The 14,196-nt window shown below is 65.7% G+C and carries 10 protein-coding genes; 5 read left to right on the top strand and 5 right to left on the bottom strand.

Annotated features, from left to right (window positions below; genetic code table 11):
- Positions 1-93: 93 nt before the first annotated feature.
- Positions 94-2,442: a TonB-dependent receptor gene (locus ACJMK0_RS09140; RefSeq protein WP_405237589.1), complete on the bottom strand. Its 2,349-nt coding sequence runs from the start codon at positions 2,440-2,442 to the stop codon at positions 94-96.
- Positions 2,443-2,747: 305 nt separating this feature from the next.
- Here ACJMK0_RS09140 and ACJMK0_RS09135 point away from each other — a divergent pair, with 305 nt between their 5' ends.
- Positions 2,748-3,710, top strand: a complete 963-nt coding sequence (locus ACJMK0_RS09135) for a helix-turn-helix domain-containing protein (protein WP_405237588.1) — start codon at positions 2,748-2,750, stop codon at positions 3,708-3,710.
- A 24-nt stretch (positions 3,711-3,734) separates the two neighbouring features.
- Here ACJMK0_RS09135 and ACJMK0_RS09130 read toward each other — a convergent pair whose 3' ends face one another.
- Positions 3,735-4,640 carry a sulfotransferase domain-containing protein gene (locus ACJMK0_RS09130; protein ID WP_405237586.1) on the bottom strand — a complete coding sequence of 302 codons (906 nt, stop codon included), beginning with the start codon at positions 4,638-4,640 and terminating at the stop codon, positions 3,735-3,737.
- A gap of 12 nt (positions 4,641-4,652) precedes the next feature.
- The gene (locus tag ACJMK0_RS09125) at positions 4,653-5,006 is read right to left on the bottom strand and encodes a metallopeptidase family protein (protein WP_405224100.1); all 354 of its coding nucleotides are present in this window, start codon (positions 5,004-5,006) and stop codon (positions 4,653-4,655) included.
- Between the two features lie 91 nt (positions 5,007-5,097).
- Here ACJMK0_RS09125 and ACJMK0_RS09120 point away from each other — a divergent pair, with 91 nt between their 5' ends.
- The gene (locus ACJMK0_RS09120; RefSeq protein ID WP_405237584.1) at positions 5,098-7,041 is read left to right on the top strand and encodes a S9 family peptidase; all 1,944 of its coding nucleotides are present in this window, start codon (positions 5,098-5,100) and stop codon (positions 7,039-7,041) included.
- A gap of 20 nt (positions 7,042-7,061) precedes the next feature.
- Here ACJMK0_RS09120 and ACJMK0_RS09115 read toward each other — a convergent pair whose 3' ends face one another.
- Positions 7,062-7,460, bottom strand: a complete 399-nt coding sequence (locus ACJMK0_RS09115) for a DUF3461 family protein (protein ID WP_405237582.1) — start codon at positions 7,458-7,460, stop codon at positions 7,062-7,064.
- A gap of 208 nt (positions 7,461-7,668) precedes the next feature.
- On the opposite strand from ACJMK0_RS09115, the gene ACJMK0_RS09110 reads away from it, so the two are divergent.
- From ACJMK0_RS09110 to ACJMK0_RS09100, 3 genes are read left to right on the top strand one after another with little or no spacing between them, the layout of a single operon-like run.
- On the top strand, positions 7,669-10,068 hold the full coding sequence (locus ACJMK0_RS09110; protein WP_405237580.1) for a TonB-dependent receptor: 2,400 nt from the start codon (positions 7,669-7,671) through the stop codon (positions 10,066-10,068).
- 12 nt (positions 10,069-10,080) lie between these two features.
- A complete protein-coding gene (menA, locus tag ACJMK0_RS09105) occupies positions 10,081-10,995 on the top strand; it encodes a 1,4-dihydroxy-2-naphthoate octaprenyltransferase (RefSeq protein WP_405237578.1) in 915 nt (304 codons plus the stop codon).
- Entirely contained in the window at positions 10,992-11,864 is an 873-nt protein-coding gene (locus ACJMK0_RS09100; RefSeq protein ID WP_405237576.1) for a bile acid:sodium symporter family protein, read from the top strand. The genes menA and ACJMK0_RS09100 overlap by 4 nt, the downstream gene beginning before the upstream one ends.
- Before the next feature lie 18 nt (positions 11,865-11,882).
- Here ACJMK0_RS09100 and ACJMK0_RS09095 read toward each other — a convergent pair whose 3' ends face one another.
- Positions 11,883-14,021 (bottom strand): hypothetical protein, encoded by a 2,139-nt coding sequence (locus ACJMK0_RS09095; protein WP_405237574.1) that lies wholly within the window; start codon positions 14,019-14,021, stop codon positions 11,883-11,885.
- Positions 14,022-14,196: the final 175 nt, after the last annotated feature.

The following is a 14,196-nucleotide window of genomic DNA, read 5'->3' as shown; positions in this document are numbered from 1 at the left end:
ATCCCATAGCGCGAACTTGTGTCCGAGGCTACATCTGACATCTCCTCTACCTCCTTGCCGATTCCACTGGACAGGTCGTTGCGAGCCAGGAGTTCAGAACGCGTAACGTGCCGACACGACAACCCGTCGCGGTTGCTCCAGCGTTCCGATCACGACAGACCCCTGAGCGGTGGGCAGCGATGATCCCGCGAAGTTCGGAAACTCCTGCACGTCGATGTAGTACTCCTCATCGAAGAGATTCTCGACGTAAATATCGAAGGTCCAGTCGCGCCACTCCATGCCTGCCGTGACGTCTACGACCGTAAAGCTGGGGTTATCCCAGGCAGGGAATGCATCCCCCGGGACGTCGAAGAACTGGGAGTTCGTTGCAGAATCGGATTTGTAGCGGAGCTGCACACGACCGAACATTCGGCTTTCCGCCGAGAGGTCCCGGCTGTAATCCAGAGCGGCCGTCAGACTCCAGTCGGCCGTATTCGGTGGCGTCTCCCCCGACAGATCCGCTCCGGAGACGGGCGAAACCGTCCCGTCGTCCCATTCCGCATTGACGTATCCGAACCCCAATGATGCGGTCCAGGCATCGCCTAGGTACCACTGGAGGTCACCCTCGAAGCCCCACTGCGTCGAATCACCGGCATTGATGATGCCCTCGACGAAACCGCCCGTGGGATCGCTCGCCTGGAGTTCGAACTGACGGTCCTTGTAGTCGATGTAGAAGGCGGCCAGCGATAATGCGATCCGATCATTCGCAAGCCTGTCCTTGTATCCGAGTTCGAACTGGGTCGCTTCTTCCGGCCCGTAGCCGAACAGCGTGTCCTCGCCCGCGAAATTCGTCAGGTTGAAATCACCGGGCTCGAAGCCTTGGGAGATCGTGCCGTAGACCATCGTTTGCCCCGGATTCGGGAACCAGGCGAGCGAGGCGCGGCCCAGCACTTCAGTCTCCGACTGGCTGCCAGACAGTCCGCTGTCGAGATTCCGGCGGCTGCTTTCCCATCGGTCAAGACGAACGCCGGCACTGAACTCGAACTGCTCCGAGAGCTCGTATTGGAAGTTGGCGAATGCGGCACGCTGCTCGCGCTCGCGCCGGCTGAATTCGAAAGGCAGCGCTACCAGAAGCTCAGCCGCTTCAGGCCCGGGCAGCGGATCGCAGACGCCCGGATCGAGGAAGCAGAAACCGCCGCGGACGAGCAACTCCCCGTCGAGATCACGATCGTAGTTCAGGGCATAGACACCAGCCTGCCACTGCAGCGCGCCATCGCCCGTCGAGCTGAAGCGCAACTCCTGCGTGACCACATCCAGCTCTTGCGGCCTGAACAGATCGAGTATGAACTCGTTGGAGATATCGAGATCGGTCTCACGCTTCGAGTCCGTGTTGGTGTACGAGCTGATAGACGTGATCGCTATCGAGTCCAGCTGGTAGGTGAGCTCGAGACTGAGACCGACGGTGTCGCGATCGTGCCGGGGGTTGAAGCTGGTATCGACGACGTTCGAATGCTCCAGGTCTCCGTCCAGTTCGCGTATCCAGACATTGTTGGGGCCGTCGAGCGTGTTGTAGCGAGCCGTCGCATACAGCGACAGGCGATCGGTCAGGGACCCGGAAAGGGTGAGGCGCGCCCCGGACTCCTCCGTCTTGCCGACATCGGGATCGCTCGGGATCACGTCGCCGGACAAGAGCGCCGTATCAGGGTTGACCAGATAGGAATCATCAGTCATGGAGAATCCGAAGAATCTGGCCGCCCAGCCGTCGCCAAGCGGTACATTAAGCTGAACCGACCCGTCGAAATAGCTGTCTTCCCCGGCCCGGAGTTTGGCGCTGCCGCCAAATGCACTCGGATCCGGCCGTGTCGATACGAATTTGATTGCCCCGCCGATATTCGAACCGCCGTAGAGAATGCCCTGAGGACCTTTCAGGACCTCGATCCTTTCCAGATCACCGAAACGGGATGAGGCGTCCGAAAAAAGTTGCACATCGTCCAGATAGAAGCCCACGCCCTGCGTATTTCCGAACGCACCCATACCGCGCACCGAGACGTTCGGGAACCCGTCCAGGCGGCGGGTCATGTACAGATTGGGAACCAGAAGACCGATATCGCCGAGATCGTCGATACTCGCACGCTCGATCTGCTGTTCCGAAAAGGCGGTAACCGTCTCGGGCACCTCCAGCAGGCTTTCCTCACGCTTGCGCGCGGTCACCTTGATCTCGTCGATGACCGCACCCTCCTGCGCGACCGCAGATTCGCTGACCGGCAATGTCGAAGCGAGCGCCCCGACGACAATCAGCGCCACAACACTCGCCGGTTTGCGGTCGAATCCACTTTGTGCAGACCGCCGGATGCAGCATTCTCCCGCACTGTTATAGCCAAGCATCAATCCGTTCATTTCTCCCCCTCCTGCCGCCGCGAAACTGGCCGCGAGCGCGGCGTTGCGGATACGCAAACAGCCCATGGCCGCGCCCTCTTGATTCTCGTTCGCTTTCGCAAATGCTTCTCAGCACATTAGCGGAGATACGGCTGGCGCCGGTTGCCTCTGCGAGCAGGCGCACTTGACCGAGAGCGCAAACGCATACGTATTTTCCACAGGCCCTGATGTATACTCGAAGCGTTGAAGACGAAATCAGGGATTTTTCGTCAAATATTTCATAGAGTTAGACAGCCTGTTAAAGCGATGGACGGTTAACCCGGTTCTACGGGGAAGTCTCACTTCGCTTTATCGGCGTACGGGATAGCGGTTACCCCGGGGGGAGAGGAACCATGAGTCCTGAGACCGTCAGCTGGAGCGTCGACGAGCATTCGTCGGGCGAGCGTTACGACGCGTGGGTGGATGTCCTGAATCAGACCTACGGCTCCTGGAACGTGCCAGTATTCCGTGGCAAGGAATTCTCAGCCGCAATTACTATCAAGAACTTCGGGCAGTTCAGCGTCGCCGACTGCTTGTGCGATCCGTGCGGAGGCCAGAGAGGACGCGGAGATATCTCCCGCAACGAGCAGGAAATCCTCGCCATCCAGCTGACGCTGGCCGGCGAGGAACATATCCACTTCAGCGGAAACGACTACCTGCTGGGCGCAGGGGACATAATGATCTGGGACAGCACACGACCGATGTCCTTCGATGTCCGGAAAGATCTCCACAAGATCTCGGTCATCCTGCCGCTCAGCAGTCTGCAGCGCTGGCTGCCCCGCGGATGGCATAGTATCCCACGCCGGATTCCTGCGGAATCGCCAATGGGGACGCTACTAAAGTCGTACGTGCTGTCTCTTGCGAGTTCCGACTTCAGCGACTGCCAGGTGGACAGCGATGCTCTCTCGGAGGCAACCATGGCCCTTCTGGTCGGGACGATTGCTTCCGGACAGCCGGAACACCGGGACGTCTCGCTGCGACAGATCCAGTTACGAGGCGTCGAGGCGTTCATTGAGCGGAATCTCGACAAGCCGGACCTGTCGGTGACCGCGATCGCCGCCGCCAACAAGATCTCGAAAAGGTATTTGCATTGGCTGTTCCGCTCGACGGGCAGGACGGTGTCCCGTTATATTCAGGAAGAACGCCTCGAGCGTTGCCGTCGCGATCTCATGAACCCCTCAATGACCCACCGCACCATTGCCGAGATAGCGCTCGACTGGGGGTTCGGCGATCCCGCCCACTTCTGTCGTCGCTTCAAGCAGCACTACGGTGAACGACCCAGCGATATCCGGCCACGCGTGCGACGAAACAGCTGAGTCGGGCGCCCAGCGCCGCCAAGCCTAGCGGACCGTCATCGCATTCACGAAAGCATCGTAGTCCGCGAGCCCGCAGCGGGCCGTAATCTCCTCCGCCCAGCTCCGCGCCAGTTCGCCTTCGATCGCCGGTGTCAGCTCGCGCTTGTGGGCGCCGGTCTCTCCCCGGCGCACCTTGGCGGAGTCGCTGCCCTCGGGCAGCCCGATGCGGCGTTCGCTCAGTTCGCGCATCAGACGGTCGTCGTAGCGGTGGCGGTGGGCCAGCATGTACTCCATGGACGAGCGCTCGAGGGTGAGGTCCAGCAACGCATCGTCGAGGGCGACGCCAATGAACTCCGCGATACGCCGGACGGTGCCGGCTCGATCCGCCCGCATGCCCTCGTAGCAGAGCAGCAGTACGTCGCCGTCGTCGCGCCTCGGCCACCAGGAGGCGAGATGATGCCAGTAGTCCCGCCCCTCGCCGCGCGGCAGGAACTTGCCACGGGCGAAGGTCTCCATGTCGATCGTGCCGGGCTCGAAGAACCAGCCCTCCATGAAGTGGTACATGGAGACCAGCGCGTCGCCGGGATTGCGCACGCTGACGATGTAGCGGGCGCCGGCCGGCACGCGGTCGGCCGGCAGGTGGCTCTTGAACGCGCGGGGCTCCGCGCGCTGGGCGGCATCCAGGTCGATGCCGACGTCGTGAGCCGTTTCGATCCAGGGCACCACCGCCGAGATGTCGTCGAAGTCCTCGTCGCCGCCGGTGCGCAGCGTGTGGACGATCTGCTGCAGCCAGGTGGTGCCGGACTTGGCGAAGGGCGTGATGATCACGTCGTCCGGCCGCGGCCGAAAGGCCATGCCCCGGGCGACGCCCTGGTCGCTGACCAGCGTCTCCAGCGCGGCGGCGAACTCCTCGAAGGTCCGGGCCCGCCGGCCGCGGGGCGGAAGCGTCATGGACGGCGACGGTCAGGCATAACCGATCTCGTCCAGGTGATCGTCGTCGATGCCGAAGTAGTGGGCGATCTCGTGCAGCAGGGTCTTGCGGATCTCCATCAGCAGCTCGTCGCGCGGCAGGCCCATCTCCAGATGGGGGTTGCGGAAGATGTAGACGATGTCCGGCAGCTCCGCCACGTCTTCGACGCTGCGCTCGGTGAGAGGGATGCCGACGTACAGGCCGAGCAGCCCGCCGCCCTCCGGGTCCAGCTCCTCGTCCGCCTCGTCCATCACCATCACGTCGATGTTGTGCAGGGCGTCGCGCACCCAGTCGGGCAGACCGTCGATGGCCTCGCGGACCACGCCTTCGAATTCATTGCGCTTCATGGTCCGGCGAGTTTACCAGCGGGGCCCGAATCTGGTATCCAGAAGATCGGACAGGGACGCGTCGACCGGGGGGATCACAATGAGCATATCGATGAAGGCCGTCGCAGCCATGACGTTCATGGCTGTCGTTTACCCGCTGCACGAATCTCCGGCGTCGCCCGCCGCGCCCCCCGCCGAGGCATTCGCGCGCCTGCCGGCGATCGAACACCCGAGGATCTCACCGGACGGAGACAAGCTCGCCTATTTCCGGCTGCTCGACGGCGAGCCGACCCTGATCATCCAGGGGCTCGACGGCAGCGGACTGGTGACCGTGCCCGCCGGCCAGGACTTTCGCTACCTCTGGGTGGAATGGGCGAATAACGACCGGCTGGTCTTTTCCATCGGCTTCGCCGCAGCGCGGCGCACGGTCGAGACCCAGGAGACCCGGCTGGCCGCGATCGACAGCGACGGCTCGGACTTCGCCTTCATCGTCAAGCCGGACACGGAAGTGCCGGTGGGCAGCCGCGTCGCCAGCCGTGAGCTCGCGCCGCCGCAGATCCAGGACGACATCGTGAGCTGGCTGCCGGACGAGCCTCACCACATACTGGTGGCGGTGGACGGCAACCACGACGCCCGATCGGAAGTCCGCAGGATCGACATCCGTGACGGCGACTATTCCATCGTGCAGGGCGGCCGACGCGGCATCCAGCACTGGGAGGTGGACCGCGAGCACGTGATCGCCGCCGGCTGGGGCTACGACCTGACCGGATTCCGGATCTCCCTCAAGGGGCCCGACGGCGAATGGCACGACAGCGCAGATCTGGCGTGGGCGGCCGACGGGCATACGCCGGGCGCATTCGCCGCCGATCGGCGCTACCTGTATGTCTTCGGGCCGTCCGACGAGGGGCTCGAGGCGCTGAAGATCGTCGACCTGGAGACCCAGGAGATCGCCGAGACCGTGTTCGCGCATCCCGAGGTGGACGTGTCCTCCCTGCTGCTCGCGCCCAACGGCGATCGCGCCATCGGCGTCACCTACACCCACCACGAGCCCGAGGTGCACTACTTCGACGACGAGTACGGCGTGCTGCAGATGTCGGTGGACCGGGTGCTGAAGGACACGACCAACCGGATCGTCTCGGCCAGCGAAGACCGGCAGAAGATCATCCTGGCGGCCTCCGCCGACACCCAGCCCACGATCTACTATCTGTGGGACCGCGCCAAGGGGCAGATCGCGATCGTGTCCGAGACCCGCCCCGGCCTGACCGCGGAGGCCTTGAGCCCGATGAAACCGGTGACCTACGAGGCCCGGGACGGGGTGGAGATTCCGGCCTACCTGACGCGGCCCGCAAACGCTGCCGGAGACGAGCCGCTGCCCACGGTGGTGCTGCCCCACGGCGGGCCCCACGTCCGGACGAGCCGGGATTTCGACTACCTGCGCCAGTTCCTGGCCAGCCGGGGCTATGCCGTCTTCGAGCCGAATTTCCGCGGCTCCGGCGGTTACGGCGAGGCCTGGCGCGCGGCCGGCGAGCAGCAGTGGGGCGGCCTGATGCAGGACGACGTGACCGACGGCACCCGCTGGCTGGTGGAAGCCGGTATCGCGGACCCCGCGAGACTCTGCATCGTCGGCGGCTCCTACGGCGGCTACGCGGCGATGATGGGCGCGATCAGGACACCCGACCTCTTCCGCTGTGCCGTCAGCATCAACGGCGCCCTGGACCTGCCTCACCTGATCATGGAAGCCCGCAATTACATCGGCGGACGGGAGTGGACGAAGTCGATCGGCCTGTCCGACGAGAAGGCCGCGGCCGTCTCGCCCCATGACCGTGCCGGCGAGATCGATATTCCGGTGCTGGTCGTCCAGACGGCGGACGACCGGGTGGTGCCTCCCGATCAGGCGCAGCGCTTCGCGGACAGGCTCAGGGGACTGGACAAGGACGTGCGGTTCGAATGGCTCGAGGCCGGCGGGCATGACCTGTATGACGCCGAAGCGCGGCTGCGCATGCTCGAGGCGCTGGAGAGATTCCTGGCGGCGACGATCGGGGCGGGTCGGGACTGACGCCGCGCGTCGCGTTACGCTCAGTCGGCGTGCGGAATCCTGCCGACCAGCACCTTAAGGCACTCGGTGCGCATCGCGATGTCCTCTTCCAGCAGTTCGATCTCGTTCAGGATCTCCTGGGTGATGGTCTCTTTGCTGGTCTTGGCTGCCATGATGCTGTCGAGCTCTTCCAGGGCCGCGCGCAGCTTCGGGTGGGTTCTCATGACACCGGCTGCCTTGCCCTCTCCGTCTTCCTGTACCCGCGGGAACTTGTAGGTACGGCTCGACGGCAGTATCGAGCCCTTCGGGCGCTCGTACGTGACCCTGAGGACATCGACATAATTCAGGCTGGAGATGTAGTAGCGGGCGATCTGCTTCGGGCTCTCAACACCCATTTCGGCAAGAGTCGGATATAACGTGCTTGAACTGGCTTTGCTCATCTTCTGTGCTCCCCGTGCGATAGTCGGGCCGCCCCGGCCCGGATAGTCTGGCAAAAACTGACAACGCTGTCATCTATCCGGGTGAACCGCTGGCCGCAGATCGCCGGCGCGGCCGGCGCCCTCCGGTCACGCATAAGGAGAGGTCACCACTGACACGCCCCGCCCGCGCGGTTAGTATCGCCGATTTCGAATGTCGGGGCTTCACCGGATGAACCCACTATCGTCCCGCGCAGCGGTCGCATCCGCCGTCGCCCTGCTGGTGCACGGCGCGCCGGCTGCCGTGGCGGCGCCGGACGACACCGGCGGCGCCGGGCCCGACTCGCGACCGATCGAAGAGATCGTGGTGACCGCGCGGCGCCGCACCGAGAATCTGCAGCAGGTCCCGATCTCGATCACCGCCATGAGCGGCAGCGAACTCGAGGCGCGGCAGGTGCATGCCATGGACCAGCTGGGTGCCGTGGTGCCGAACCTGCAGTTCGACAAGGCGGCGCCCTCCTCCGGTTCCAGCTCGGTCGGCCAGATCTTCATCCGCGGCATCGGCCAGTCGGATTACACCCCGGTCACCGACCCGGGCGTCGCGCTGTACGTGGACGGCATCTACCTCGGCCGCTCGCCCGGTAACGTGCTGGACCTCATCGACGTCGAGCGGGTCGAGGTCCTGCGCGGGCCCCAGGGCACGCTGTTCGGGCGCAATTCCATCGGCGGCGCCATCAAGGTTCACAGCCGGCTGCCGGAGTTCACGGAGACCGCCGGCCGCGTCGGTCTGCGGCTGGGCAACGACAACCTGACCGACCTGACATTTCGCGGCAACCTGCCCCTGAGCGACGCACTGGCCGCCGGCGTCGCGCTCGGCCGCCTGCAGCGTGACGGCTACGTGGAGCGGCCGTTCGACGGCCTGCGTACGGGCGACCGGGACCGCTGGTCCGCACGCGGGGCGGTACGCTGGGAGCCGACCGACGCCCTCGCCGCCTCGCTCGTCGTCGATTACACGACCATCGACGAGAACGGTGCGCCGGTGCTCTCCGGCGGCGTCAACGACCGGCAGCCGTTCGCCACCTTCGGCAATGCCGTCCTGGCGAGCTGCGACGCCGTGGTCATCAATCCGGCGTTCGACGGCACGCCGGAGAGCGGCCCGCCCACCTTCCCGCCGCCCGGCGCGGTAACGGGTAACGCGCCGGGATGCTACGGCGCCGACTCGGCGCCCGGACCTTTCGTCTCGGAAGGCACCTTCCCGGTCGCCTCCGAGCTCGACAGCGGCGGCGCGGCGCTCACGGTCGACTGGTCGCTCGACGATCGCTGGGGGGTCAGGTCCACCACCGGCTATCGCGAGATGACCCTGTTCTCGTCCCGGGACGGCGACAATACGCCCGCCAATATCTTCGCCACCCGCGACGACTTCGAGCACGAGCAGTTCAGCCAGGAGCTGCAGCTGCGCTTCGCGGGCGAGGACGACGGCCTGTCCGCCGTGCTCGGGCTGTTCTACTACGACGAGTCGGGTTTCAACCTGGTCGACGTGACGGTGCCGACCGGCGCCATCCAGAGCGGCGGCTACTACGACAACCGGTCCTGGGCGGTGTTCGCCCACGGCACGCTCGACCTGACCGGGCGACTGGCGCTGTCCGTGGGCGCCCGACACACGGAAGACCGCAAGGCGTATCTGCCGGACCAGCTGTCCCTCGGCGATGCCTCGGCAGGATCGGCGCCCGGCTTCTTCCCGCCGACCTGGCCGGAGCTGGCCGGTTTCTACCTGGCGCCGACCGGCCCGCTGGCGGCCGGCGAGCGCATCCTCCACCTGCGCGAGAGCGAGCTCGACTTCGACGCGACCGATACCACCATCGATCTGAGCTACCGTTTCTCCGACGGCGTACTCGGCTATGTGACCCACGCCACGGGCTACAAGAGCGGCGGATTCGATCAGCGCTTCGTCGGCCCGACCCCCGACCGGGCGCCGAGCTCGTATCGGCCGGAGACGGTCGACAGCCTGGAGGCGGGCGTGAAGGCGTCGTCGCCCGGCGGCCGTCTGCGAGTGAACGTCTCGGTATTCGATGCCGACTATGAAGACCTGCAGATCATCGTGCGCGAATCCTTCAATCCCCTGACCGTGAACGCCGGCGCGGCCCGGGTACGCGGCGGCGAACTCGAGCTGGAGTGGTTCCCGGCCGACGACTGGGAGATCGGTTTCGCGGCGGGTCGCCTGCATACGGAATACCGGCAGCTGAACCAGCCGGCGCAGGACTCGGGCGTGCGCCTGGACAATGCGCTGCCGAACTCCCCCGCCTGGACCCTGGCCGCAGGCACGTCCCGGCGGCTGGGGCTCGGGCGACTGGGCGAGGCGACCGCGCGCGTAGACTGGTCGTGGCAGGACACCGAGTACCACGATGCGGTGAACAGCCCGCAGATCCGTCAGTCGGCGTTCCATCTCGTCAGCGCATCGCTCGCGTACGTGCCGGCTGGCGGGCGCTGGGAGATTACCGTCGCGGCACGGAACCTCCTCGACGAGACCTACCTCGTCACCGGCAACTCGGCCTTCGACACCGCGGCCGCCTATGTGGAGCAGGTGTACGGGCGGCCGCGGGAGCTGCTGGTGTCGGTCGGCTACGAGTTCTGATTTCTTATCCCGATGACGTCGACGCCTCACAACGGTCCGGGAACGCGAAGCGCCGCGAAGCCGCCGAACATCTGGCTGCTGGGCATGCGCCCGCGGACACTCACCATGGCAGCCGTGCCGGTCACGGTCGGCGCCGTGCTCGCCTGGGCGCGGGGCGTGAGTCCCGACTGGCTGACCTTTGCCGCCACACTCGCCTGCGCGCTGCTCATCCAGATAGGCACGAACCTCTTCAACGACGCGCGGGACGGCGAGCGCGGCGCGGACGGCCCCGACCGCATCGGCCCGTTGCGCATCACCGGCGCCGGCCTTGCCCAACCGGGGCAGGTGCGGCGCGCTGCCGTCGGCTGTTTCGTCGCGGCGCTCGTCGCCGGCATCTACCTGGTATTCGTCGGCGGTATCCCGATACTCGCCATCGGCCTCGCCTCGCTGGTGGCCGGTTATGCGTATTCCTCGGGTCCGCGGCCGCTGTCGCACGGACCCTTCAGCGAGGTGTACGTGATCATCTTCTTCGGGCTGATCGCAGTGGCAGGCAGCTATTACCTGCAGGCGAAGGCGCTGCCGGGCACCGCCGTCCTGCTGACCGGCATCGCCATCGGCAGCTATGCCGCCGCCGTGCTGCTGGTGAACAACCTCCGTGACACGGCCGCGGATCTGAAAGCGGGCCGCAGGACGCTGGCCGGCCGGTTCGGCACACGCGGCTCCCGCTGGCTGTACGGCTTCCTGCTGCTGGCGCCCTTCCCGCTGCTCGCGGCCGCCTGGGGCGTGCGGCCGCTCGGCTTCGTCTGGCTCGCCCTGCCGGTCTGCCTGTGGGCGATCGCGCTGTTCTCCCGCATGCCGGTGGGCCCGGGCATGAACGCGCAACTCGGCCGGACCGCCATGATCCAGGTGCTGGTGGGGGTGCTGCTGATCGTGGAAAAGCTCACGTGAACCCGGTGCTCTCGACGCTGCTGCCGGCGGGCCTCGCCTTCATCATGTTCGCGCTCGGACTGAAGCTGAGCCTCGCGGACTTCCGCCGCGTGCTGACCTTCCCGCTGGCGGTGGGCCTGGGGCTGGCGGCGCAGACGCTGCTGTTGCCGCTCACTGCGTTCGGCATCGCCTTGCTGTTCGATCTGTCGCCGGAGGCCGCGGTCGGACTGATGATCCTCGCGGCCTGTCCGGGCGGCGTCACTGCGGCGATGATCACGGATCTGTCGCGGGGCGACACGGCCCTGTCCGTCACGCTCACCGCCTGTACGAGCCTGCTGTCGTTCATCACGGTGCCGGTTATCGTCGGTCTGTCGCTGCAGCACTTCCTCGGCCAGGCGGCGCCGGTCGACTATCCGCTGGGCCAGGCCATCGGCAGCCTGTTCCTGATCACCCTGCTGCCGGTCGCGGCGGGCCTGGCGTTCAATCAGGCCGGCTGGCTGGCACCCGCCGTGGCGAAGGTCATCGGCAAGGTGGCTACGACCGTGTTCCTGATGATCGTGTTCGTGACCTTCTACACGGAATGGCCCAGCATCACGGAACATTTCTCGAAGGTGGGTCCGGCGATCCTCGTGCTGAACGTTACGACCATGGCGACCGGGGCGCTGCTGGGGGTGATCGGCCGCCTGCCCACCGCCGGGCGGATCGCGCTGGCGGTGGAATGCGGCATCCAGAACAGCGCGCTGGGCATCACGGTGGCCGTCAGCCTGCTGAGCGTGTCCGGGCTGGCGGTACCGAGCGTGATCTATGCGTTCCTGATGAATATCACGGCGCTGGGCCTGATTGTGGTGCGCCAGGTGCAGGTCGGGCGCGCGATGGCGCCGCCTGCCTGAGGGGGCCGAACCGCGCCGTCAGTTATCGATTTCGATCGCGCCGATGTCACCGGCGAGGTCCGCCGGCCGGAGATTGCCGAGCTGGTCGGAAGCGAGTGCTTCGACGCCGACGACCCGCTCGTCGAGATGGACCGCGATGCCGTTGAAGTAACTCAGGCCGAGGCCGAAGAGCGAGACCCAGACGTCGTCGTTCACGAGCGCCGGACCCATGCCGGCGATCTGACCGACGTCGACCGCGGGGATTTCGCCGGCCAGCGCCGCATCGAGATGATGCCAGAACTCGATGTAGGCATGGTTGTAGGCCATCTGCGGCCATGTCTGCGCAGGACCGCACCAGTATGCCTGCTCGATGGTGTCCACGGTTACGTCGTTGCAATTGAGATACTGCTGGGTTCCCGCGGCGTCCGGATCCAGATCCGACAGGTAGCCCTGGAAATAGTCTCTGAAGTCAGCCGCGAAGGCGGGCTGACCGTAGCTCTCGCCGATGCGATCCAGCACCAGCGGCAGGAGCAGCGGGTTCATGCCCTCATCCGGCCCTCCGTCCAGCTCGCCGAGGACTTCGCGTACCTGGTAATCGCCGGTCGGAAGCTGGTCCAGTGCGCTGCCCGCGGGATCGTAATAGAGCACCGCGTACGGATCGGCTTGCACCCCGGACGAACTGATGTAGGCGGAGCGCGTCGCGTTGCCGAGTACGTCGCCCGGCGCGACGCCATCCACGTCATTCGTCTTCGGATAGTGCCTGCGCGAGAGTGAAGCCCAGCCCGGCTCCCCGATCGGCACCAGAATCTGGCTGAAGTCGATGGTTCCGATCCGGTTGTAGCCCATGCTGCGGAACTCGAAGACGGATCCGGTGAAGATGTCGTGGGGATAGACCGCCCCGATCGTATAGCCTCCCGGTTCGATCCCTTCGATCTCGTGCACCGTATTGCCGACGACGATGGAGTGACCGATGATCATGTCCTCCACGGCGTGCGCGTTGCCGATGGTCGCGGCGATGCCCCCCGCCATATTCGGCTTGTCGAGCTCGGTCGACCGCGGTCTCCCGAAGACCTGGTTCTCCACGACCGTGCTGCCCCGGACCTGCATGTAACCGTTGGACATGTAGAGTCCGCCGCCCCGCCAGTAGCCGATATCCAGCAGGTCGAAAAGGAACGCGGGCAGTGCGGGCGGCTCGACGAGATTCCTCGCGATCGTGCTGTTCTCGACGTGAATCCGGGTCGAGAGTCCGATGCCGCCTCCATCCGAGTACACACCGCCGCCGTAGGCGAACAAACCGGCAATCCGGTTCTCCGTGATCGCCGATTGCGCGATCGACGAGATGCCGACCCCGGTATCACGCCCGCCGACCGAGAAAACGCCGCCTCCCGCTGCGCCGCCTCCGTAGACCGTATTGCCGCTGACGATGCAGTTCTCCATCCGCACGGTGTCCGCATAGACACCGCCGCCGTAGGCACCGCCGTCACGCGACGTATCGGCGTCGTCTCCGACCGCATGATTGTCGTAGATGACGCAGTCGATCAGGGTAGCGACACCCCAGACGGCAACTCCGGCGCCGCGCGCCAGCGTCGACGTCTGGTTGTCGTCCGGGTGCTGGCCGACATCCTCGGCAACATCAAAAACGCTGTTGCCGCCGGTGACGGATACGTTCTTCAGGGTCAGATCGCCGGACACCGCCAGTACCCGCGCCGGTTCTGCACCGTCCCAGTTCAGCGTTATGCCCCGCGGAAGCTCCGATGCATCGATGACGACGTCCTTGTCGGCGAACAGCGCGGATCGCCCGTAGTCCCGGTCGAAGTATCCGACCAGGTAGGAAATATTGTTGGCGGTATCGAAGCCCATGACCTCGCCGACCAGCACCGTATGCTCTTCGTCCACAAAGATCAGATCGATGGTCCCGCCGTCGAGACTCGGATCGAAGGTGATCGGCTGTCCGGACGTCGCGGAAGCCAGCGCGGACCGCAGGGTTACCGTGCCGCTGGCAGGCGAGGCGTCGTCCAGCAGGCTGTTGACGACGATCGCCGGCGGCGCAGTCCCGCCACCACCGTCGCCACCACCGCCACCGCCGCAGCCGGAGACTCCCGTCAGCGCGACGAGACAGCACACGGCGATACCGGTGACGCGGTGCCGGCTGGCAAGTAGAGACGGCCTGCCCGGCATCGGAAAACACCTCCAGGGACCGGCTCGCAGACGGCGAGTTCGTCCCGAAAAGACCATGCTCTGCATATTCTAGGTCCGATGCTGCTGTCGGAGAGTCCGGGAATGACGCAGTGAGGCGTGGGGTTGATTCGCGCCTTCGGCGCTCACCCTGCGGGCGGCGGCGCCAAACGCTGCC

The sequence above is a fragment of the Lentisalinibacter orientalis genome, from assembly GCF_040706535.1.
In the GTDB taxonomy this organism is placed as follows: Bacteria; Pseudomonadota; Gammaproteobacteria; order Steroidobacterales; family Woeseiaceae; genus Lentisalinibacter; species Lentisalinibacter orientalis.
Note: the sequence above shows the minus strand (reverse complement) of the source record. Positions and strands in the feature narration are given on the sequence as shown.